The sequence below is a fragment of the Billgrantia lactosivorans genome (assembly GCF_003254665.1).
GTDB lineage: Bacteria > Pseudomonadota > Gammaproteobacteria > Pseudomonadales > Halomonadaceae > Halomonas > Halomonas lactosivorans.
In genome coordinates, this window is record NZ_QHGY01000001.1 from 174,330 (window position 1) to 196,557 (window position 22,228).

Below are 22,228 nucleotides of genomic sequence, written 5' to 3' on the forward strand. Positions count from 1 at the left end.
CCGCATGAGACACGTCTGGATCCTGAACCACTATGCCAAGCACCCCGACGCGGCCGGCGGGGCGCGACACTATCAGCTGGCGCGACACCTGCCGGCGCACGGCTGGTGCGCCACGCTGATCGCCTCCAGCGTCGATCACCCCAGCGGCGAGCAGCGGCTGGCGAAGGACGAGCCATGGCGGCTGGAGACCTTCGACGACGTGAGATTCCTGTGGCTGCGCACCTCGAGCTACCACGGCAACGGCGGCGGGCGCATGAAGAACATGCTGGAGTACGCCTGGCAGGCAGTGCGCCCGACGCGCCTGGCCGGCCTCGAGCGCCCCGACCTGGTCGTCGGTTCCAGCGTGCACCCCTTTGCGGCCCTGGCCGGCTGGTGGCTGGCGCGCCGCCACCGCGTACCGTTCGTGTTCGAGGTTCGTGACCTGTGGCCCCAGACCCTGATCGACATGGGCCGGCTGCGGGAGGGCGCGGCGATGACGCGAGGATTGCGCGCCCTGGAAACCTTTCTCTATCGCCGCGCGCGCCGTGTCCTCACCCTGCTGCCGCGGGCCGTGGACTACATCGCCCCGCTGGGCGTGCCCGAGGAGCGGGTGGTGTGGCTCTCCAACGGGGTCGACCTCGCCGAGTTTCCCACCCCCGTGCCGCCCGCGCAGCGGCCTCCCGAGATGCCGCTGACGCTGATGTACTTCGGCAGCCACGGCGAGGCCAACGGGCTTTCCGACCTGCTCGAGGCCATGGCCGTCATCAGGAAGGAGAGCCGCTCCGACGAGGTGCCGGTGAGGCTGCGCCTGGTCGGCGACGGGCCAGCCAAGCCCGAGCTGATCCGGCAGGCCGGCGAACTCGGGCTCGACGGCCGCTGGGTGCGCTTCGAGCCGCCGGTGCCCAAGCGCGAGATTCCGGCGCTGGCCCGCGAGGCCGACGCCTTCGTGATCACGGTGCGCGACCTGCCCCGGCTCTATCGCTTCGGCATCAGCATGAACAAGCTGTTCGACTACATGGCCGCCGCGCGCCCCGTGATCATCGCCTCCGCGGCGGTCAACGATCCCGTTGCCGAGGCGGGCGCCGGCATCACCGTCCCGCCCGAGGACCCGCTGGCCCTGGCCGAGGCGATCAGGCGGCTGGTGGCCCTGACGCCGGAGGAGCGCGCGCGGATGGGGTGGGCGGGACGGACCCACGTGGAAGCCGTCTACGACTACCGGATCCTGGCCGAGCGCCTGGCCGGCATCATGAACGACGTCATGGATGAGAAGCAATGAAGCGACTGTTCGATATCGTGGTTTCCCTGATGGCCCTGGTGCTGCTCTCGCCGCTGATGCTCGCGCTGGCCGTGCTGGTGCGACTGCGGCTCGGCGCACCGGTGCTGTTTCGCCAGACCCGTCCGGGCCGCCACGGCCGCCCGTTCGAGATGATCAAGTTTCGCACCATGCTGGACGCCGTCGGGCGTGACGGCACGCCGCTGCCCGACGCCGCGCGCCTGACACCCCTGGGGCAGCGGCTGCGGGCCAGCAGCCTCGATGAGCTGCCGGAGCTGTGGAACGTGCTCAAGGGCGACATGAGCCTGGTCGGCCCACGCCCGCTGCTGATGGAGTACCTGCCGCGCTACACGCCACGCCAGGCACGCCGTCACGAGGTGCGTCCGGGAGTGACCGGCTGGGCCCAGGTCAACGGTCGCAACGCGCTCAGCTGGGAGCAGAAGTTCGAGCTCGACGTGTGGTACGTCGACAACCGTACGCTGTGGCTCGACCTGCGCATACTGCTGCTGACGGTGAAGAAAGTGGTGGTTCGCGAAGGCATCGCCCATGACGGCGATGTCGCCATGCCCAGGTTCCGTGGAGGTCATCATCATGAGTAATCGCCGCCGTCTCGCCATCCTCGGGGCCAGTGGCCACGGCAAGGTGGTGGCCGACATCGCCATCCAGGCCGGCTGGCAGGACCTGGTGTTCTACGATGATGCCTGGCCGGAGAAGACCCGCCACGAGCACTGGGAGGTGCAGGGCAGCTTGCCGATGCTGCTCAACGATCTGGCGGACTTCGAGGGCGTGGTGGTGGCCATTGGCCATAACGCCATCCGCGAGGCCAAGCTCGATGCCCTGCTGGCGCACGGTGCCAGCATCGTCTCGCTGGTGCATCCGCGGGCCACGGTCAGCCCGATGGCGCGACTCGGCCCGGGGTGCGTGGTCATGGCGGGGGCGATCATCAACGCCTTTGCCGAGCTCGGCATGGGCAGCATCGTCAACACCGCCGCCAGCGTCGATCACGACTGCCGGCTAGGCGCCTGCGTGCACGTCGCGCCGGGTGCCAACGTGGCCGGCGACGTGGAGATCGGCCGCACCAGTTGGGTCGGTGCCGGGGCCGTGGTGCGCCAGGGGGTGGCCATCGGCGAGGCGGTGATGGTCGGGGCCGGCGCGGCCGTGGTCTCCGACATCGCGGGCAACCTCGTCGTGGCCGGCGTGCCGGCACGCCCGCTGGCATCGTCGGAGGGCGACGACGATGACAATGACCCGCCACCCAAGGCCTCGAACGTGCTGCGCTTCGACCTGATTTCACCGCAAGGGAGAACCTGATGCTCAACGGCCCCTTTTCCCCCTGGCCCGCCTATACCCGCGAAGAGGCCGACGCGGTGGCCCGCGTGCTGCTCTCCAACCGGGTCAACTACTGGACCGGCAACGAGTGTCGCGACTTCGAACGTGAGTTTGCCCGCTTTGCCGACAGCGACTACGCCATCGCCGTGGCCAACGGCACCGTCGCCCTCGACCTCGCCCTGCGCGGCCTCGGCATCGGCGAGGATCCTGCCGACGAGGTGATCGTCACTTCGCGCACCTTCCTGGCCTCCGCCTCGAGCATCGTCACGTCGGGCGCCAGGCCGGTGTTCGCCGACGTCGATCGCGACACGCAGAACGTCACCGCCGCGAGCGTGGCGGAGAGGATCACACCGCACACCCGGGCTATCGTCGCCGTGCACCTGGCAGGCTGGCCGTGCGAGATGGAGCCGCTCATGGCCCTCGCCGAGCGCCACGGGCTCCACGTGATCGAGGACTGTGCCCAGGCCCACGGGGCGCGCTACCGGGGAGCCAGCGTGGGCAGCATCGGTCATGTCGGCTGCTGGTCGTTCTGCCAGGACAAGATCATGACCTCCGGCGGCGAGGGCGGCATGGTCACCACCAGCGATGCCGACCTGTGGCGTCGCATGTGGGCCTACAAGGACCACGGCAAGAGCTGGGAGGCGGTCTACGAGCGCGACCATCCCCCCGGCTTCCGTTGGCTCCACGAGAGCTTCGGCACCAACTGGCGGCTTACCGAGATGCAGGCCGCCATCGGCCGTATCCAGCTCGAGCGCATGCCGCAATGGAAGGCGGCCAGGCAGGCCAATGCGGGGCGTATCTGGCGGGTCGCGGCCGGCTGCGGCGCCCTGCGCGTGCCCGAGGTGCCGCCTCACTGCGAGCATGCGGCCTACAAGTGCTACGTCTTCGTCGAGCCCGAGCGGCTGGCGGCGGGCTGGGATCGCGACCGTATCGTGGCCGAGATCAACGCCGCCGGGGTCCCGTGCTTCACCGGCTCCTGCTCCGAGGTGTACCGCGAGAAGGCCTTCGACGGCACCGGCTGGCGCCCTGAAGCGCCGCTGCCCGTCGCCCGCGAGCTGGCTGAGACCAGCCTGATGTTCCTCTGTCACCCGACATTGACCGAGGACGAGATCGAGCGGACCTGTGCGGTACTCGACAAGGTCATGGCGCGGGCCAGCGCCTGACGCCCTGGAAACAGGCGGGCGCCTCGGTGCCCGCAGTCATGGAGAGACGACATGCGAGACCTGCTCCAATCCCTGTTCCGCCTGCCCAGACGGCAGAAGCGCACCATCCAGCTGGTGGTGGACTGCGTGCTGATCGCCACCAGTTATCTGCTGGCCATGCTGCTGCGCCTGGAGAGCTGGCAGCCCCTGGTCGAGGCACAGACGTGGATGGCCCTGCTGGTGATGATCCCGTTGAGCCTGGCGATCTACGTGCGCCTCGGTTTCTACCGCGCGGTGATCCGCTACCTGGGGCCGAAGGCGATACGCGCCGTGGTCATCGGTGTGGTGGTGTCGGCGCTGTCGCTGCCGCTGGCCAGCTATCTCTTCGCGCTGGGGATTCCGCGCAGCGTGCCCTTCATCTATGCCATGCTGGCGCTGCTGACCATCGGCGGGGTGCGCTTCGGACTGCGCGCCATCTATCTGCGCAGCCAGATCCGCCACAAGCCGCGCGTGGTGATCTACGGCGCCGGCGCGGCCGGGCGCCAGCTGGCGGTATCGCTCCGCCATGGCGAGGAGTACCTGCCGATCGCCTTCGTCGACGATGCGGTGGGCCTGCAGAATACCTACATCGAGGGGCTCAAGGTCTATCCGCCGCGTCAGCTCGGCTATCTGGCCGATACCTACGGCGCCTCGCGCGTGCTGTTGGCCATGCCGAGCGTCAACCGCGCACGGCGTCGCGAGATCCTCGCCGAGCTCGAGCCCCAGGGCTTCCCGGTGCAGACGATACCCGGCGTGGTCGACGTGGTGACCGGGCGCGCCAGGATCAGCGAGGTGCGTGACGTGGCGGTGGAGGACCTGCTCGGGCGCGATCCGGTGCCGCCCAATCCCACCCTGATGGAGGCCAACATCCGCGACAAGGTGGTGCTGGTCACCGGGGCAGGGGGCTCCATCGGTTCCGAGCTCTGCCGCCAGCTGCTTCGTCACGGCCCCAGCCGGCTGCTGCTGCTCGATATCTCTGAATACGCCCTCTACCGTATCGAGCAGGAGCTGCGCCGCATCGCCAAGGAGGAGGGGCTCGAGGTGGGCCTCGAGGCACTGATCGGCTCGGTGCAGCATCGCAAGCGGCTGACCACCGTGATGAAGGCGTTCGAGGTGCAGACCGTCTATCATGCGGCCGCCTACAAGCACGTGCCGATGGTCGAGCACAACGTCGTCGAGGGGGTGCAGAACAACGTCTTCGGTACCCTCTCGACCGCCCGCGCGGCGATGGACGCCGGGGTCGAGACCTTCGTGCTGGTATCCACCGACAAGGCGGTGCGCCCGACCAACGTGATGGGCACCACCAAGCGCCTGGCCGAACTCGTCTGCCAGGCCTTCGCCAAGCATCAGGAGGCCACGCGCTTCTGCATGGTGCGTTTCGGCAACGTGCTGGGCTCCAGCGGTTCGGTGGTGCCGCTGTTTCGCGAGCAGATCCAGGCGGGTGGCCCGATCACCGTGACTCACCCGGACATTACCCGTTTCTTCATGACCATCCCCGAGGCCGCCCAGCTGGTGATCCAGGCCGGCGCCATGGCGCGTGGCGGCGACGTCTTCGTGCTCGACATGGGCGAGCCGGTGCGCATCGCCGACCTGGCGCGGCAGATGGTGCGGCTATCGGGGCTGAAGGTGCGCGACGAGCACAGCCCGGATGGCGACATCGCCATCGCCTACAGTGGCCTGCGGCCGGGAGAGAAGCTCTACGAGGAGCTCCTGGTGGGCGATGGCGTCGCGGCAACCTCGCATTCGCGGATCATGACGGCCCAGGAGGTGTTCTGGGAGTGGCCGCGGCTCGAGGGCTATCTCGATCGCTTGTTCGAAGCCTGCCGCCACTTCCAGCACGACGCCATTCGTCGCCTGCTGCTGGAAGCGCCGACGGCCTATCGCCCCGAGGGCGAGATCGTCGACCTGGTGTGGCTGGAGAAACGTCGCCACGAGTCGCCGGCGGTGGCCTCGAACGTGGCGGTCATGCCGCTGCGACCGGTGCTGGAGCGGCACAAGTAGCCGTCCTCGTCGTACGTCCTGGCGGCCCGGGATGGCCGCCAGGCATTCATCATCGCAGCCCGGGATCGCGACGCGAGCCGGTTGGCCTGCCGAGTGCACCACGACCGGGGTCGTGGCACCGTTCATGGAGAAGAGAACATGTGTGGCATCGTCGCTGCAGTGGGGGCGGACAATGTCCTGCCCATCCTGATGGAAGGTCTCAAGCGCCTCGAGTACCGAGGCTATGATTCGGCCGGTGTCGCCCTGGTGGAGGCGCCCGGCAGGCTGGGTCGTGCCCGGGAGGTGGGCAAGGTGGCGGCGCTGGAGCGGTTGCTGTCGGCGTCACCGCTGACGGGCATGACGGGGGTGGCCCATACGCGCTGGGCGACCCATGGCGCGCCCAGCCAGGACAACGCCCACCCGCACGTGTCGGGACGGGTCGCCGTGGTGCACAACGGCATCATCGAGAACCACCAGTCGCTCAGGGCCGAACTGGCCGCCGACGGCTACGCCTTCACCTCCCAGACCGACACCGAGGTCGTGGCGCATCTGATCGAACGTGAGCTGAAGCGCGGAGGGGAGTTGTTGATGGCGGTCGATGCCGTGGTGGCGCGTCTCGAAGGCGCCTACGCCCTGGGCGTGATCGATGCCGACCGCCCCGATCGCGTCGTCGGCGCGCGTCACGGCAGCCCGCTGGTGGTGGGGATCGGCGAGCAGGGCTGCTACCTCGGCTCGGATCCGCTGGCGCTGCTGACGGTGACGGATCGCTTCGTCTACCTCGAGGACGGCGATCTGGTGGAAGCCACGCGTGAGGGGTGCGTCGTGCATGGGCTCGGCGCCACGGGGCAGCGCGCCCCGGTGGTACGCGAAGTGCTGCGCTACGAGCATGACGACCCGACGGTCGGCAAGGGCGAGTTCGCGCACTACATGCTCAAGGAGATCCATGAACAGCCGCTGGCCGTGGCCAACGCCCTGGAAGGGCGGCTGGGCAGCGACCAGGTGCTGATCGAGGCCTTCGGCCCCCAGGCCCGTTCGCTCCTCGGCAAGACCCGTCAGATCCATCTCGTCGCCTGCGGTACCAGCTACCATGCGGGCATGGTCGCTCGCTATTGGATCGAAGCGCTGGCGGGCGTGCCGTGCCAGGTGGAGATCGCTTCCGAGTACCGCTATCGCGACGTGGTGGCGCCGCCGGGCACGCTGCTGCTGACCCTGTCTCAGTCGGGCGAAACGGCCGATACCCTGGCCGCCCTGCGCCATGCACGCAAGCGCCAGGGGGAGCACTACGTGGGAGCGCTGTCGATCTGCAACGTGCCGGGCAGCTCCCTGGTGCGCGAGTCCGACCTCAGCCTGATGACCCATGCCGGCCCAGAGATCGGCGTGGCCTCGACCAAGGCCTTCACCACCCAGCTGACCTCGCTGATGCTGGTGGCCCTGGCGCTGCGCCAGCTGCGTGGCGGCGATCCGGATCTGACCGCCAGGCTGGTGCATCGGCTGCGCTACCTGCCGACCCTGTTGGGCGACACGCTCCAGCTCGATGCCGAGATCGCCGACCTGGCCCCGCGCTTCGTCGACCACCGCCACACCCTGTTCCTGGGGCGTGGTGCGCAGATGCCGATTGCCCTGGAGGGCGCGCTTAAGCTCAAGGAGATCTCCTACATCCATGCCGAGGCCTATCCCGCCGGGGAGCTCAAGCATGGCCCCCTGGCGCTGATCGACGGCAGCATGCCGGTGGTGGCGCTGGCGCCGTTGGATGAACTCATCGACAAGCTCAAGTCCAACCTGCAGGAGGTGCGGGCACGCGGCGGCCAACTGCTGGTGTTTGCCGACCCCGAGAGCGGCGTCGAGCAGGAGCAGGGCATGACGGTGGTCAGGGTGCCCGGCTGCTGCCGCTTCCTGGCCCCCATCGTCTATGCCCTGCCGCTGCAACTGCTGGCCTACCATGTGGCCGTGGCACGCGATACCGATGTCGACCAGCCGCGCAACCTGGCCAAGTCCGTCACCGTGGAATGACGAGGGGGGATCGGATGGAGGTCGAAACCACTATCATGTGAGAGGTACTCTTACAGCACGGCGTCAGGAGAGCCAGGAAGGCAGTTCCCCCGGGCGCCGTTGACGGCAGCGTATCAACGGATGAGCCATTGCCATGATCGAAGACAATTCCTATCGACCGCTCCCCGGGGCCGTGTCGCGTCACTGCAGGGCGCCATGCCAGACCTGGCTGTCGGCCCTTGCCATGCTCACCCTGGGAGCGTCGATGCTGGCGCTGCCGTGGGAGATGCTCGTCGCCGTGCCGCTGCTGCTGGCGGCAGCGGCCTGGTTCGGCGAGGAGGGCCAGGTCGAGGCGTTCCCGCGGCGCGAGGACCTTCTGCTCCTGGCCGCGATGGGACTGCAGGGGCTGGTGTGGGTCGGCATGCTCCTGTGGCACGGAGAAGGCGCCGCCGGCCTGGTCAACGCCTGGCCCTTCGCGCTGGCCATGGTCACCCTGGCGGCCTTCCCCAGGGTGAGGATCCCTGCCACCTGGCTATGGGCCGGCCTGGCGCTGGGCAGCCTGGCAGCGAGCGCCTGGGCGCTGTGGCAGCGCGTCATCGAAGGCACGCTGCGGGCCGACGGCCACGACCCCCTGCACGCCATCCTGTTCGGCAACCTGGGTCTGCTGCTGGGGCTGCTGTGTTTCGCGGGCTTGAGCTGGTCGTTTGCCCGCCGCGATCGCTGGCCCTGGTCGCTGCTGCTGATCGCCGGTGGCCTGGCGGGCCTGCTGACCTCGGCACTGTCCGGCTCCCGGGGCGGCTGGATCGGTCTGCCGCTGGCCATCTGGGTGCTCTATCGCGGGCATGGGCGCCGCCTGTCGCTGGGCTGGCGGCTGACCCTGGTGACGGCACTGCTGGTGCTGCTCGGCAGCCTGTACGCGATGCCGCAGACCGGCGTGGCCACGCGGGTCGACAACGCCGTCAACAGCGTTCGCCAGTACCTGGCGGGGGATGACGAGATGACCTCGGTCAGCGCCCGGCTGGATATGTGGCGGGGTTCGTCGCGGCTGATCCTCGAACGGCCGCTGCTGGGCTGGGGGGCGAGCGGCTACCAGGAGGCCATGCGCGAGCGCGGCGCAGAAGGTGAACAGGACCCGGCGCTGGGGCGCTTCTGGCACGCCCACAACGACATCCTCGACGCCTGGGTCAAGCGCGGGGTGCCGGGGCTGCTGGCACTGCTGGTGCTCTACTTCACGCCACTGTGGCTGTTCGCCCGCGGGGTCGGCGCCGGCTCGGGCGAGCAGCGTGCCCTGGCGGTGGCGGGCACCCTGGTGCCGGTCGCCTTCATCGACTTCGGCCTGACCTACAGCTTCCTCACCTACCCCGTCGGTGGGCTGGTCTACGCGCTGCTGGTCACGATCCTGTGGGGGCTCTATCGCCAGGCACGCTGACGACGCTCAGGCAGGGGCGTCGTCAGTGGTCGCGACACGCCGGAAGGTGAGGCTGATGCGCAGCCCGGGGATGCGCCTGGGCAGCAGGGCGTGCTGCAGGCGAGCCTGACAGCCGGGCCCCATCAGCAGCAGGCTGTCGTGGGGCAGCCAGACGTTGAACGGCGGCCCCTCGCCGCGCTTCCAGCGAAACCGCAACGGCCGCTCGCTGCCCAGCGTGACGGCGGCGATGACGGGATCGACGCCGAGCTCGGGCTCGTCGTCGCTGTGCCAGCCCATGCGTTCGTCGCCGTCGGCATAGCGGTTGAGCAGGACGCTGTTGAAGCCGGCGTCGATGCCCTGCGCCCGCAGCAGTTCCACGACGCGCTCGCGCAGGTCGGCGACATCCGGGTGCCAGTCTTGGGGGAGGAAGTCGCGTCCGGAGTAGCGGTAGTGCGCCTCGGGCTCGCCCATCCACACCTGGCGGCGGGGAATCGGATGCTCGCGCCCGTACAGGCGCAGCTGCGGACGCTGCCACTCCAGCTCAGCGTCCAGCCTGGCAAGGACCTCATGGGCCGCGGGCTCGCCGAGCACGCCGCGCATGCGATACAGCGCTGGCGTCGCCAGCAGGCGCTCCCAGGCCGGCGTCGCCATGGCGCTAGCGCAGCACCCGGCGCGGGTCGATCGGCTTGCCGCCCAGTCGCAGGTCGAACAGCAGGTCGAAACGCTCCGTGGCATTGCTGAAGCCCACTTCGCACAGCGGCGCACCGCGGCTGACACGCGCGCCGTCGTCCACCAGCAGCTTGTCGCACAGGGCATAGACGCTCTGCAGATTGTCGGCATGGTGCACGATCACGACGCGCCCGAGCTGACGCATGCTGCCGGCGAAGCGCACGTCGCCGTCGGCGACCGCCTTGGCCCGGGCGCCACGGCTGGCGGCGAGCAGCATCGGCTGCAGGGTGCCACGGCTGTCGGTGCCGTAGGCGCGCACGACGCGATAGTCCTCCAGCGGCCAGGGCCAGTTGCGTGCCGAGCCCGGCACCGAGCTCGGCGCAGCCGAGGCGGCGGGTGCACTGGCGGGCCGGGCCGGGGCGCTGGCGCGACTGCCCGCTGGGCTAGGGGAGCGAGCGGCCGCGGCTGCGGGCTTGCCGCTCAGCGGCACCTGGATGGTCTGTCCGACGCGCAGACGCGTCGGCTCGACGCCGCGGTTGGCCGCCTGGATGCGCGCCGGGGTGGTGCCGAAGCGCCGAGCCACCGCCGAGAAGGTGTCGCCGGGGCGAATCTGGTAGCGGTAGGGGCCACCCGAGGGCGCTCGCTCCTGCTGGGTGGGAATCAGCAAGCGCTGCCCGACCGCCAGGCGGTTGGGGTTGGCGCCGGGGTTGAAGCGCTGCAGTCGGGCCAGAGGCACGTCGGCCCGGGCGGCGATGCTGCCCAGGGTGTCGCCGCGCTGCACCACGACCCAGCCGCCGGCAATGCCCGGCTCTCCGCGCCGCTGTACCTCGCTGCCGGGCGAGGCGCAGCCGGCGAGCGCCAGCACGCACAGCAGGGTCAGCGCGATTCGAGTGCCTGGTCTTTTTCCTGCCACAGGGCGTTGAGCCATGAGTGGAAGCGTTCCTTGTAGTGCGGGTCGTCATGGTAGCGACTCTCGAGCATCCAGCTCGGTACCTCGAGTCGGCGCGCCTCGAGCGTTATCGGTCCTTCGCGTCCGCACAGAAAGCCCCAGAAGGTCGGGTCGGGGTTGGCATAGTGCAGGGTGACGTCGAGGATACCGTCGAGCTGGGCCCCCAGCAGGCTCAGCACCTGAGCGACCCCGCCGGCCTTGGGGCGAAGCAGGTGGCGGAAAGGGCTATTCTGCGCATGGCGCTTGGCCGGGGTAAACCGTGTGCCTTCAACGAAGTTGAAGATCGCCAGCGGCATCTCGCGGGCACGCTCGCAAAGGCGCTCGGTCGCCTGGCGGTCGACCTCCGCGAGCCGCGGGTTGCGCTCGACCTGCTCGCGGCTGTAGCGGCGCATGAAGGGAAATTCCAGCGCCCACCAGGCCAGTCCCACGATGGGGATCCAGATCAGCTGCTGCTTGAGGAAGAAGCGCGGCATCGGGATGCGCCGGTGCAGGACCATGAGCAGCATGAAAATGTCGGTCCAGCTGCGGTGGTTGGAGATCACCAGCCAGCGCTGATCGGGCGACAACCCGCCGGGCAGGGTCACGTCGAGTTCGGGCTTGAGCCAGCGGCGCATCCACCATAGATTGCTGCCGATCCAGTTCAGCGCCACGCCATTGAGGCCGCGCAGGACGACCAGGCGCAGCGATCGTGTCGGCGTGATCAGCTTGAGCAGGGTCAAGAGGATCAGGGGAACCGACCAGAACAGGGTAGTGACCACCAGTAGCAGTGCGCTGACGAGCCCCTTCAGGGTCGGCATGCTCTCTCCTCGACGTTGCGACAACGGCAATGCGACGTTTCGTTACGATCGCCGCACATGCTAATGGATCGGGCGCAAGCTGCCCAGTGCCTGCCGCTCACGCTGAAGGCTCGCACAGCGTCGTCTGCAGCACGTCGTACAGCGCCCGCGCCGCGATCGAGAGCTCCTGGCCGGCGCCCAGCACCACGCCCACGGTGCGGCGGATCTGCGGCTCGAAGAGCGGTACGCAGCGCGCGCCGAGTTCGTGCATCTGCTCGCGGCACAGGGTGGGCACGGCGCTGACGCCGAGGCCGCTGGCCACCATGCGGCCGACCGTGGCCAGCTGGTGGCTTTCGAAGGCCACCGGGAGCTCGGTCTGCCGGCGCGCCAACGCCTGCTCGAGCAGGATGCGTACCATGGAGGGGCGCTGCAGGGTGATGAAGTCGTGGGCGAGCAGGGCCTTCCAGTCGATCGACTCGGCCTCGACGAGGGGCGAGTCCGGCGGCAGCACGGCGACGAAGGTATCGTCGAACAGCGGCAGGAAGGCGATGCCCTCGCGGGTTTCCGGCTCGAAGGCGATGCCGAGCTCGACCTGCTGGCGACGCACCATGTCGATGACCTGCTCGTTGATCACGTCGTGCACTGTCACGTTGACCCGGGGAAAGCGCTCGCGGAAGCGCCGCAGCGCGCGGGGCAGCCGGTTGCAGGCGATGGAGGGCATGGCGGCCAGCGCCACCCGTCCGAGCTGCAGGGTGAAGCGCTGGCGCAGCAGCTCTTCGGCGTTGTCCCAGTCGGCCAGCAGGCGCTTCGCCAGTGGCACCAGGGTCTCGCCTTCGGGAGTGAGGCGAACGCTGCGTGTGCTGCGAATCAGCAGCGGGCCGCCCAGGGTCTCCTCCAGCCCCTTGATGGCCAGGCTCAGGGCCGGCTGCGACAGGTGCAGTCGCTCGCAGGCCTGGGTGAAGCTGAGGGTCTGGGCCACGGCGAGAAAGGCGCGAAGCTGCTTGACGGTCATGTGCGAAGGCTCATTTTATAAATGATTCATATCAATTGATAAAAAAAACAAACTTAACAAATATATTGGGCGGGTCAACACTGTTCAGGTACCGTTATCTGCATCTTCATTTCACAACAAGACGAGGCTTTGGGATGTCCGGATTCGACAAGCGCGTGTACTCCTACGAAGAGGCGATGGCAGGGATCGAAAGCGGCATGACCCTGGTTGCCGGTGGCTTCGGCCTGTGCGGGATCCCCGAGAACCTGATCGCCGAGGTCAAGCGGCGTGGCGTCAAGGACCTGACCGTCATCTCCAACAACTGCGGCGTCGATGGCTTCGGCCTGGGCCTGCTGCTGGAGGACAAGCAGATCAAGCGCTTCTATGCCTCCTACGTGGGCGAGAACGCCTTGTTCGAACAGCAGATGCTCAACGACGAGATCGAGGTGATCCTGACGCCGCAGGGCACGCTGGCCGAGAAGATGCGCGCCGGCGGGGCGGGCATACCCGCGTTCTACACCGCCACCGGCTACGGCACGCCGATCGGCGAGGGCAAGGAGGTGCGTGTCTTCAACGGCCGTCACTATATCCTCGAGGAGGCGTTCCACGCCGATTTCGCCATCGTCAAGGGCTGGAAGGCCGACCGCTACGGCAACGTGGTGTACCGCGACACCGCACAGAACTTCAACCCGCTGGCGGCCACCTGCGGCAAGGTCACCGTGGTGGAGGTCGAGGAGATCGTCGAGCCTGGCGAACTGCGTCCCGACCAGATCCACACCCCGGGCATCTTCGTCGACCGCATCATCCAGGGCACTTTCGAGAAGCGCATCGAGAAGCGCACCGTGCGCGAGGGCTGAGCCCACCACGGTTACCGTCGGCATGGGCCGGCATGGCGTATCGCTTCTCCACCGAACACAAGAGGCAAACAAGATGGCACTGACTCGCGAACAGATGGCACAGCGCGTGGCGCAGGAATTGAAGGACGGCTTCTACGTCAACCTGGGGATCGGCATCCCCACCCTGGTGGCCAATTACGTGCCGGAGGGCATCGACGTGATGCTGCAGTCGGAGAACGGCCTTCTCGGCATGGGACGCTTCCCCACCGAGGATGAGGTCGATCCCGACATGATCAATGCCGGCAAGCAGACCGTGACCGCACGCCCGGGGGCGGCGATCTTCGACTCGGCCGAATCCTTCGCCATGATCCGCGGCGGCCACGTCGACCTCACCGTGCTCGGTGCCTTCGAGGTCGACCAGGAGGGCAACATCGCCTCCTGGATGGTTCCCGGCAAGCTGATCAAGGGCATGGGCGGGGCCATGGACCTGGTGGCCGGCGCCGAGAACATCATCTGCACCATGACCCATGCGTCCAAGCATGGTGAATCCAAGCTGCTCGAGAAGTGCACCCTGCCGCTGACCGGTGCCGGCTGCATCAACCGCGTGCTCACCGACCTCGCCTACCTGGAGATCGAGGATGGCGCATTCATTCTCAAGGAGCGCGCGCCCGGGGTCAGCGTCGAGGAGATCGTCGAGAAGACCGCGGGCAAGCTGATCGTGCCCGATCACGTGCCGGAAATGACCTTCGATTGAGCTCTGTGCTCGGCACAAGGGCCGGGGCGATGAACTGACCCCGGTCGCTGGACGGTTCACTCGGCCAGCACCCAAGGCCTGGGCCCTGTACTGCACGGGGCTCAGGCCTTTCTGTTTCAATGTGTGTCGATTTTCTGACCAGTCGGGATGAAACCCGTCTTCATCGGGATTGAGACGGTTGTCACGGCGTCTTGCACAGCGTTATCCACAGTTTCTGTGGATAACGCTGTGCCTGGTCTCAGGTGAGCTCGCAGCGGGTGTGATGCGGCAGCAGCAGCTCCACGGTACGCTCATGGTCGCTGCTCAGGCGCTTCTGGATCAGCGCCAGCCCGCCCAGGCAGATGCGGTGCTCGTCACCCTCGGCGAAGGCGATGCGCTGCGAGCAGGTGGGGTAGAAGCGATACTGCAGCAGCGGCGATACCGGGAAGATGCCGTGGTGACGCTCCTCGCTTCCCGTGAGGCCGGCGGCGTTCAGGGCGGCGTCGAGGGCGTCGAAGCTGCTGCCGAGCCGCTCGCAGTCGAACCCGGCATGATGCACGCTCGGCCCCATGACGGCGAACCAGGCCGCCAGGGGGTGCGCGTCGTGGAGCGCACGGTAGAGTTCCCAACTGGGCATGGGCCAGGGGCGTCCGCGGCTCAGCAGGTTCTTGCCACGGGTATCCTGGGGGTGGGTACGGTTGACCAGCTCGGCAAGGGCATCCCGCGGCTCACGCGACAGGCTGCTGAGCTGGAGTTCCGCCAGCACCAGCCAGGTGCCGCGGTCGGGTGGGGCCAGCAGGGTGACCAGCAGGCCACGGTCGGCCATGGCGTAGCGGTGCACGGGACGATAGCCGAGGCGGCCCAGGGTGGGCTGCAGGTCATCGGCGGCGAAGGGAGGCTGATTGAGGGTGAGCAGCGTCAGGTACTCGACCGGGGCATCCGTCGGCCACAGGCGCAGCACGCCCACATCGGGGTGGTGATGGATGTAGTCGAGCCAGAGCTGCTGGAGAAATTCTTCCCTTTGCATCGTGCCGTTCCTTATGTCCAGATGCGCTTGCGCATTAGACCTCAGTATAGGGGCTGGCGGGGAACGGCTTTCAACGCAGGGAGGAACGTTAAACGGGAAATGAACGCTGGTGACGAGCCGGGGCGATGCCCCGGCGGAAGGCGTCACGCCAGCAGGGCGTTGTCGCGGACGTACTGGTCGAACTCGGTGAAGCCACCGACGTGCTGCTGGTCGATGAAGACCTGCGGCACGGTCGCAACCGGCTTGCCGATGGTCTTCTCCAGGTCGGCCTTGCTGATGCCCTCGGCCCAGATGTCCACGTAGCGGTGGCCCTCGATGACGCTGGCGCTCTCCAGGCTCTCGGCGAGCTGCTGGGCACGAACGCAGAAGGGGCAACCGGGACGGCCGAAGATGACCACGAACATAGCACTCTCCTGATGGTGTTTTTTGCTCGCGCCATTGTGACGGATGTGAGCGGCGGCGGCCAATAGCAGGCCGCTAGGGGGCCGATTGGACAGCGCTATCGCGGGCGTCCTGAGCGTCTTCAGTACGTCTTCAGCTCGTTGGCGTCGGCCGCGCGCAGCAGGTCGCCGAGCTCGGCATGCAGTTCCGGGGCGCTGACCAGCAGGTTCTCGCCGTACAGGTCCTCCGGAATGCCCGACGGGCAGGGGTAGAGGTGGCCGGTACGCGCGCCGGCCTCGCGGGCGATGAGCACCCCGGCGGCGAAGTCCCAGGGCGACACGCTCTCGTAGTAGGCGTCTAGCCGGCCGCAGGCCACGTCGCACAGGTCGAGGGCGGCAGCGCCGTTGCGGCGCACGTCCTGGCAGTGCTCCAGGATGGCCATCAGCCGGCGCATCAGCGGCGGGCGGCTGTCGCGCCGATAGGGGAAGCCGGTGCCGACCAGGCAGCGCTGCAGGCTGGTGGTGCGGCTGGCATGAATCGGCTTGCCGTTGCACCAGGCACCCTGACCGTACAAGGCGGTGTAGGTTTCGCCGAGGAAGGGCGCGTGCACCACGCCCAGGCGGGTCCGGCCCTCGCTGACCCAGGCGATGGAGACGGCGACGTGGTAAAGGCCATGGGCAAAGTTGACGGTACCGTCGATGGGGTCGATGACCCACAGCGCCTCGGCGCTGCCCATCACCTCGCGATCCGGCGCGAGCTCTTCGCTGAGTCGCTGCTCCCCCGGCAGGCTGGCCTCCAGGCGCTCGCTGATCAGGGTGTCGACGGCCACGTCGACGTCGGTGACCAGTTCCTGGCCGTGCTTGAGCTGCTGGTTGAACGTCTGGCTCTGCCTGGCCGCCACGATCCGCTCGCCGGCCTTCCTGGCGATGGATTCGGCCAGCGCGAGGCGTTGCTGGGGAAGCATGGTCATTTCCTCGTCACGCATGGAGCTGCCAGAATAGCAGTCGCGAGGCGTCCTGCCGAACGGGATTCCCGCCCAACCGCAAAAGGAGAGTGCCATGCTGGCCCCGACGCCCGAGCAGTACCGGCGCCTCGACGAGATGGCCCAGGCCTGGCGACAACGCCAGGCCGACGCGTTCGAGGCGGCGCCGGGACGCAACCCGCATCTCGACGTCGACGCCCTGTGTTTCCAGGTCTGCCCCGACGCTGGCGAGGCTTCGGCCGGCGCCGACTACCTGGTCGGTGCCCTGATCAGCCCTGTCTCGCTGTCGCTGGTGCTGTTCCCGGTCTTCGCCAGCGCGGCAGCGCCCGCCGAAGGCCAGCGGCGCGTCTTCGCGCTGCCCTCGGGCCGTTATCCCTTCGTCGCCGAAGTGCTGGAGGGGGGGCGGTGGCTGTGGCGCTGCGAGCTGCTCGACGATCTCTCCGACGTGGAGACGCGCGAGGAGGGCAGTCGCCTGGCCCAGCGCCTGATGGACCGCGTCATGCAGCCCGAGGCCCCCGCCTGAGCTTCGTTGCGGCTGGCCCTGGCCGCCGCTCGCGGCTTATGCTTGTGACACCCCATGTTCACGCCGCCTAGAAGGATATTGCCCATGTCCCATGCAAAGACCGCCGAACCTCGCGTTGCCCTGGTCACTGGAACCGCCAGCGGTATCGGCGAGGCCGTGGTTCGCCAGTTCCGGGAGCTCGGCCATCAGGTGCTGGCCGTCGATTTCAACAGCCAGGCCCAGGAGAAGGCCGATGCCGTCGGGGCGGCATTCTTCCAGGCCGACCTCACCGACGGCGAGGCGTGCAAGGCCGCCGTGGCGGAGGCCACCAAGCGCTTCGGGCGGGTCGACATCCTGGTCAACAATGCCGGGATCCAGCACGTATCGCCGATCGAGGACTTTCCCGAGGCCAAGTGGCGCCAGATCATCGACCTGATGCTGACGGCACCGTTCCTGCTGACCCAGGCGGTATGGCCCTCGATGCGTCACAACGGCTGGGGGCGCATCGTCAACATCGCCTCGGTGCATGCCCAGGTCGCCTCGCCGGGGAAATCGGCCTACATCAGCGCCAAGCACGGCCTGATCGGCCTGACCAGGACGGCGGCGCTGGAGGGCGGGCCCCAGGGAATCACCGCCAACGCCATCTGCCCGGCCTACGTCAAGACGCCGCTGGTGGAGAACCAGATCGCCGATCAGGCCCGCCTGCACGACATGGACGAGCAGGACGTGGTGGAGCGGATCATGCTCAAGAATGCCGCGGTCAAGCGGCTGATCGACCCCGAGGAGGTTTCGGGGCTGGTGGCCTACCTGGCCTCCGATGCGGCGGGTGCCGTGACCGGCTCGAGCTGGAATATCGACTTGGGCTGGACCGCCCAGTGACACTCTCGCGGCTTTCCCGGCGCCAGGTCTCGCGGAGGCGCTGTGACCCCAGCCCTGGGCGCTACACTTGCCCTGCTTCGCTCTCGCGTCCTGCTCCGCTTGCGGGTCCGGTGCTGGCCATGCATGGCCAGCCCGTTCGGAGCAGTGCTCCTCACCCTGGCAAATGACCTCCGCTGCGACCTGTCCCCGGCGCCGCTTGCCTAGGTGGCACTCCGCCCGGTGTCGTGAGTCGTCTTGACGAAAATGGTTACCGCCGCACCGGCCGCTTCTGCAGCTTGCGCTGCAGGGTGCGCCGGTGCATGCCCAGGGCGCGGGCGGTGGCGGAGATGTTGCCGTCGTGCTCCTGCAGCACCTTCTGGATGTGCTCCCAGGCGATGCGGTTGATCGACGGCGGGTTGTCGGCCACCTCGGCTTCGGGGTCGCCCTCGTCGCGGCCCAGCGCCATCAGGATCTCCTCGGCGTCGGCGGGCTTGCACAGGTAGTTGACGGCGCCGAGCTTGATCGCTTCGACGGCGGTGGCGATGCTCGAGTAACCGGTCAGCACCACGATGCGACAGTGCGGCACCACCTCGAGCAGTTCGGGCAACAGCTTCAGCCCCGAGCTGTGCTCCAGCTTGAGGTCGAGGGTGGCCAGCTGCGGGCGGTGACGGTGGGCCAGCGTCAGCGCCTGCTCCGCGTCGTTCGCTACCAGCACCTCGTAGCCGCGCCTGGCCATGGCGCGTGAGAGCACATGGCAGAACATTTCGTCGTCGTCGATGATCAACAGGCGGGTATCGGCGTCTTGCATGGCAACCTCGTCGCGTCGCTCAGGGCTCACTGTGCGGCAGGATCACTTCGGTCAGCGTCCCCCCATCCGGATGATTATACAGGCTCACGCCGCCGCCGAAGCGATTGATCGTGGCGTGGGTGAGGAACAGCCCGATGCCGAGCCCCTTGCTCTTGGTCGAAACAAAGGTTTCGCCCAGCTGGTCGGCGATGTCCAGGGTGACCCCGGGGCCATGGTCGCGTATGTCGATCACCACGTCCCGGGCGTTCCAGTCCAGGCCGATGCTGATGTCGTCGGGATTGGCGTCCGCCGCGTTGTTGAGCAGGTTGGTGATTGCCTGGTCGAGGGTCGTGTCGACCTTGAGCCAGGGCGTGCCGCGGTGGCTGGCGATCTCGAGGCGGTGGCTGACGTCGGGGCGCAGGACCAGCCAGCGCTGCACGACGCCCTGCAGCCAGTCGCGGGCATCGCGCACTTCCGGCTCGGCCATGCGCCGGCGGTCGGCGCTCTCGACCAGGTAGCGCAGCCGCGACTTGCACACGTCGACCTGGCGTCGCAGCAGCTCGATGTCCTCCAGCAGGTCAGGGTCGTCGCGGGCGTCCTGGCGCATCTCGCTGAGCAGCACCGCCATGGTCGACAGCGGCGTGCCCAGTTCATGGGCGGTGCCGGCGGCCTGGGTCGCCACCGCGACGATCTGCTCGTTGCGCAGTGCCGACTCGCGGGTCTGGGAGAGGGCGCGTTCGCGGTTGCGCAGGGCATGGGCCATCTTGTAGATGAAGAAGGTCACCAGCCCCGCCGAAAGGCCGAAGTTGATCCACATGCCCAGCACGTGCAGGTTGACGCCGAAGCCTTCGTGGTAGTGGGCGAACTGCGGCACCGGGTGGTAATCCCACATCAGCAGCGTGTACGAGGCCATGGCCGCCGTGGCGACGATCCAGGCGAAGCGCCAGGGCAGGGTGGCGGCGGCGATGGTCACCGGGACCAGGTAGTAGTTGATGAAGGGGTTGTTGGAGCCGCCGGTGAGGTAGAACAGCAGCGTCAGCCCCAGGATGTCGGCGAGCAGGTGAAGGACGTACTCGGTATGGCTGACCGCCCACTGGCGCCCCAGCCGCCACCAGGTGAAAAGATTGACCAGCCCCATGCACACGATCACGCCGATCACCGCGGGCACCTCGAGCTCGAAGTGCAGCAGCTCGATGCCCACGATGACCGCCGCCAGGAAACCGGTCCAGGTGATGCCCCGCACGATGGTCAGGCGAATCAGGTTGCGGCTGGGGGTGGAGAGCGGCAGGGGCGGGGCGGTCGGCATGGGGGCTCCGTCGATGAATCCACCCCCATGATACCGTGTCGGGCCCATTCTCGCCGCTGCCCTACAACTAGACGGGGCAAAGCCGTAGAATGCGTGCCAGCTCACCATTCACGCACCGCTGTTGGTGCCATACGACGAATTCGAGACTGATGTCAGCTGCCGATCTGGCCCGTGAAGTCGGGCTGCGTAGAACCTTCGCCATTATCTCGCACCCCGACGCGGGCAAGACCACCATCACCGAGAAGATGCTGCTGTTCGGAAACGCCATCCAGCTCGCCGGCTCGGTGAAGAGCAAGCGCAACGACCGCCACGCCACTTCCGACTGGATGAAGATGGAGCAGGAGCGGGGCATCTCGGTGACCACCTCGGTGATGCAGTTCCCCTATGGCGGGCGCATCGTCAACCTGCTCGACACCCCGGGGCACGAGGACTTCTCCGAGGACACCTACCGCACGCTGACCGCGGTGGATTCGGCGCTGATGGTGATCGACGGCGCCAAGGGCGTCGAGGCGCGCACCATCAAGCTGATGGAGGTGTGCCGCCTGCGCACCACGCCGATCCTCACCTTCGTCAACAAGATGGACCGCGACATCCGCGATCCCATCGAGGTGATGGACGAGGTGGAGACGGTGCTCGACATCCAGTGCGCGCCGATGACCTGGCCGATCGGCATGGGGCGCCACTTCAAGGGGGTCTACCACCTCTACAACGACGTGATCCATCTCTATACCCAGGGCCAGGGCAGCCGCATTCCCGACGACCGGCGTATCGAGGGGCTCGACAATCCCGAGGTCGACGCCGTGCTCGGTGCCGATGCCGCCGAGGAGCTGCGCATGGAGGTGGAACTGGTGCGTGGCGCTTCCCACGAGTTCGATCTCGACGCCTACCGGCGCGGCGAGCTGACCCCGGTCTACTTCGGTACCGCCATGGGCAATTTCGGCGTGCGCGAGATGCTCGACGGCTTCGTCGAGTATGCGCCGCCGCCGCAGCCACGCGAGACCGATACCCGCACCGTGGAGGCCGAGGACTCGCGTTTCACCGGCTTCGTGTTCAAGATCCAGGCCAACATGGACCCCAAGCATCGCGATCGCATCGCCTTCCTGCGGGTCTGCTCGGGCAAGTACGAGAAGAACATGAAGATGCGCCACGTGCGCATCGGCAAGGACGTCAAGATCGCCGATGCGCTGACCTTCATGGCCTCCGACCGCGCCCACGTCGAGGAGGCCTGGCCCGGCGACATCATCGGCCTGCACAACCACGGCACGATCCAGATCGGCGATACCTTCACCATGGGCGAGGAGATGCGCTTCACCGGCATTCCGCACTTTGCCCCGGAGCTGTTCAAGCGCGTGCAGCTGAAGGATCCGCTCAAGCTCAAGGCGCTGCAGAAGGGACTCCAGCAGCTTTCGGAGGAGGGCGCCACCCAGCTGTTCCAGCCGCTGGACAACAACGACCTGATCCTCGGCGCCGTGGGCACCCTGCAGTTCGACGTGGTCGCCCATCGCCTCAAGGAGGAGTACAAGGTCGACTGCGTCTACCAGCCGGTCAACGTGCAGACCGCGCGCTGGGTCTACTGCGACGACGCCAGGAAGCTCGAGGAGTTCAGGCGCAAGGCGAGCGCCAACCTGGCGCTGGATGGCGGCGGTTACCTGACCTACATTGCTCCCACGAGGGTCAATCTTCAGATGACCCAGGAGCGCTGGCCGGAGATTCGCTTCGCCGCCACCCGGGAGCACTGAGTCGGGGCGCCGAGCAAGCGTCGTCATGAGCAAGCCGTAGAAGCTGCTGAGGGGGATGGGGCATGGCATCGAAGATGCTGAAGGAGTTTCGCGAGTTCGCGGTCAAGGGCAACGTCGTCGACATGGCGGTGGGGATCATCATCGGGGCGGCGTTCACCTCCATCGTCAACAGCCTGGTGAAGGACGTCTTCACCCCGCTGATCAGCCTGGCGACCGGGGGGCTGAACTTCACCAACCAGTTCCTGGTGCTCCGCGACGGCCCCGGCGAGGAGATCTACCACACCCTGGAGCAGGCCCAGGCAGCCGGCGCGGTGACCCTCAACTACGGCCTGTTTCTCAATGCGGTGCTGTCGTTCCTCATCGTTGCCTTCGCCACCTTCCTGCTGATCCGCAACATCAACCGGCTCAAGAACCTCGCCTATCCGCCCGAGGCGGCGGCAGCGCCCACGGTCAAGGACTGCCCGTACTGCCTGAGCAAGATTCCGCTGCCGGCCACGCGCTGTCCGGCCTGCACCTCTGAGCTGCCGGCGACGCCAGCCGAGGCGCAGTGACG

Annotated in this window: 22 protein-coding genes; 13 read left to right on the forward strand and 9 right to left on the reverse strand. The window is 67.8% G+C overall.

The window, feature by feature from the left end:
• Positions 1–4 precede the first annotated feature (4 nt).
• From DIS04_RS00660 to DIS04_RS00690, 7 genes are all read left to right on the forward strand, one after another.
• The gene (locus DIS04_RS00660) at positions 5–1,255 is read left to right on the forward strand and encodes a glycosyltransferase family 4 protein (RefSeq protein WP_111411798.1); all 1,251 of its coding nucleotides are present in this window, start codon (positions 5–7) and stop codon (positions 1,253–1,255) included.
• Positions 1,252–1,851, forward strand: coding sequence for a sugar transferase (locus DIS04_RS00665; RefSeq protein WP_111411799.1), 600 nt, complete (start codon positions 1,252–1,254; stop codon positions 1,849–1,851). The genes DIS04_RS00660 and DIS04_RS00665 overlap by 4 nt, the downstream gene beginning before the upstream one ends.
• On the forward strand, positions 1,844–2,563 hold the full coding sequence (locus DIS04_RS00670) for an acetyltransferase (RefSeq protein WP_111411800.1): 720 nt from the start codon (positions 1,844–1,846) through the stop codon (positions 2,561–2,563). The genes DIS04_RS00665 and DIS04_RS00670 overlap by 8 nt, the downstream gene beginning before the upstream one ends.
• On the forward strand, positions 2,563–3,744 hold the full coding sequence (locus DIS04_RS00675) for a DegT/DnrJ/EryC1/StrS family aminotransferase (RefSeq protein WP_111411801.1): 1,182 nt from the start codon (positions 2,563–2,565) through the stop codon (positions 3,742–3,744). Before DIS04_RS00670 ends, DIS04_RS00675 begins: the two co-directional genes overlap by 1 nt.
• Positions 3,745–3,795: 51 nt before the next feature.
• Positions 3,796–5,763, forward strand: a complete 1,968-nt coding sequence (locus DIS04_RS00680; protein ID WP_111411802.1) for a polysaccharide biosynthesis protein — start codon at positions 3,796–3,798, stop codon at positions 5,761–5,763.
• A 138-nt stretch (positions 5,764–5,901) separates the two neighbouring features.
• Entirely contained in the window at positions 5,902–7,752 is a 1,851-nt protein-coding gene (gene glmS, locus DIS04_RS00685) for a glutamine--fructose-6-phosphate transaminase (isomerizing) (RefSeq protein ID WP_111411803.1), read from the forward strand.
• A gap of 133 nt (positions 7,753–7,885) precedes the next feature.
• Positions 7,886–9,160, forward strand: coding sequence for an O-antigen ligase family protein (locus DIS04_RS00690; protein WP_111411804.1), 1,275 nt, complete (start codon positions 7,886–7,888; stop codon positions 9,158–9,160).
• 6 nt (positions 9,161–9,166) lie between these two features.
• Here the strand turns inward: DIS04_RS00690 and DIS04_RS00695 are convergent, their stop codons facing one another.
• From DIS04_RS00695 to DIS04_RS00710, 4 genes are all read right to left on the reverse strand, one after another.
• Entirely contained in the window at positions 9,167–9,790 is a 624-nt protein-coding gene (locus DIS04_RS00695) for an alpha-ketoglutarate-dependent dioxygenase AlkB family protein (protein WP_111411805.1), read from the reverse strand.
• A gap of 4 nt (positions 9,791–9,794) precedes the next feature.
• A complete protein-coding gene (locus DIS04_RS00700; protein ID WP_111411806.1) occupies positions 9,795–10,736 on the reverse strand; it encodes a M23 family metallopeptidase in 942 nt (313 codons plus the stop codon).
• Positions 10,685–11,554, reverse strand: a complete 870-nt coding sequence (locus DIS04_RS00705; RefSeq protein ID WP_111411807.1) for an acyltransferase — start codon at positions 11,552–11,554, stop codon at positions 10,685–10,687. The genes DIS04_RS00700 and DIS04_RS00705 overlap by 52 nt, the downstream gene beginning before the upstream one ends.
• 97 nt (positions 11,555–11,651) lie before the next feature.
• Positions 11,652–12,545 carry a LysR family transcriptional regulator gene (locus tag DIS04_RS00710; protein ID WP_111411808.1) on the reverse strand — a complete coding sequence of 298 codons (894 nt, stop codon included), beginning with the start codon at positions 12,543–12,545 and terminating at the stop codon, positions 11,652–11,654.
• Positions 12,546–12,679: 134 nt separating this feature from the next.
• On the opposite strand from DIS04_RS00710, the gene DIS04_RS00715 reads away from it, so the two are divergent.
• Positions 12,680–13,381, forward strand: a complete 702-nt coding sequence (locus DIS04_RS00715; protein WP_111411809.1) for a CoA transferase subunit A — start codon at positions 12,680–12,682, stop codon at positions 13,379–13,381.
• Positions 13,382–13,454: 73 nt separating this feature from the next.
• Entirely contained in the window at positions 13,455–14,114 is a 660-nt protein-coding gene (locus DIS04_RS00720) for a CoA transferase subunit B (RefSeq protein ID WP_111411810.1), read from the forward strand.
• A 238-nt stretch (positions 14,115–14,352) separates the two neighbouring features.
• On the opposite strand, the gene DIS04_RS00725 is transcribed toward DIS04_RS00720, so the two are convergent.
• The 3 genes from DIS04_RS00725 to DIS04_RS00735 all read right to left on the reverse strand — a co-directional run bounded on the left by DIS04_RS00725 (position 14,353) and on the right by DIS04_RS00735 (position 16,465).
• Entirely contained in the window at positions 14,353–15,120 is a 768-nt protein-coding gene (locus DIS04_RS00725) for a VOC family protein (RefSeq protein ID WP_111411811.1), read from the reverse strand.
• 143 nt (positions 15,121–15,263) lie between these two features.
• Entirely contained in the window at positions 15,264–15,524 is a 261-nt protein-coding gene (locus DIS04_RS00730) for a GrxA family glutaredoxin (RefSeq protein WP_111411812.1), read from the reverse strand.
• A 119-nt stretch (positions 15,525–15,643) separates the two neighbouring features.
• Positions 15,644–16,465, reverse strand: coding sequence for an inositol monophosphatase family protein (locus DIS04_RS00735; RefSeq protein ID WP_111412724.1), 822 nt, complete (start codon positions 16,463–16,465; stop codon positions 15,644–15,646).
• A 94-nt stretch (positions 16,466–16,559) separates the two neighbouring features.
• On the opposite strand from DIS04_RS00735, the gene hybE reads away from it, so the two are divergent.
• On the forward strand, positions 16,560–17,006 hold the full coding sequence (hybE, locus tag DIS04_RS00740) for a [NiFe]-hydrogenase assembly chaperone HybE (protein WP_111411813.1): 447 nt from the start codon (positions 16,560–16,562) through the stop codon (positions 17,004–17,006).
• An 84-nt stretch (positions 17,007–17,090) separates the two neighbouring features.
• Positions 17,091–17,864, forward strand: a complete 774-nt coding sequence (locus DIS04_RS00745) for a 3-hydroxybutyrate dehydrogenase (protein WP_111411814.1) — start codon at positions 17,091–17,093, stop codon at positions 17,862–17,864.
• Between the two features lie 247 nt (positions 17,865–18,111).
• Here the strand turns inward: DIS04_RS00745 and DIS04_RS00750 are convergent, their stop codons facing one another.
• Together DIS04_RS00750 and DIS04_RS00755 are read right to left on the reverse strand one after the other, a co-directional pair.
• Positions 18,112–18,651, reverse strand: a complete 540-nt coding sequence (locus DIS04_RS00750) for a response regulator transcription factor (RefSeq protein WP_111411815.1) — start codon at positions 18,649–18,651, stop codon at positions 18,112–18,114.
• A 19-nt stretch (positions 18,652–18,670) separates the two neighbouring features.
• Positions 18,671–19,936, reverse strand: coding sequence for an ATP-binding protein (locus tag DIS04_RS00755; RefSeq protein ID WP_111411816.1), 1,266 nt, complete (start codon positions 19,934–19,936; stop codon positions 18,671–18,673).
• Between the two features lie 149 nt (positions 19,937–20,085).
• Between DIS04_RS00755 and prfC the strand changes: the two genes are divergently transcribed.
• Both prfC and mscL read left to right on the forward strand, forming a co-directional pair.
• Complete coding sequence (gene prfC / locus DIS04_RS00760) at positions 20,086–21,675, forward strand: peptide chain release factor 3 (RefSeq protein WP_111411817.1); 1,590 nt, start codon at positions 20,086–20,088, stop codon at positions 21,673–21,675.
• A gap of 62 nt (positions 21,676–21,737) precedes the next feature.
• Positions 21,738–22,226: a large conductance mechanosensitive channel protein MscL gene (gene mscL, locus DIS04_RS00765; protein WP_111411818.1), complete on the forward strand. Its 489-nt coding sequence runs from the start codon at positions 21,738–21,740 to the stop codon at positions 22,224–22,226.
• The last annotated feature ends 2 nt before the right edge of the window (positions 22,227–22,228 follow it).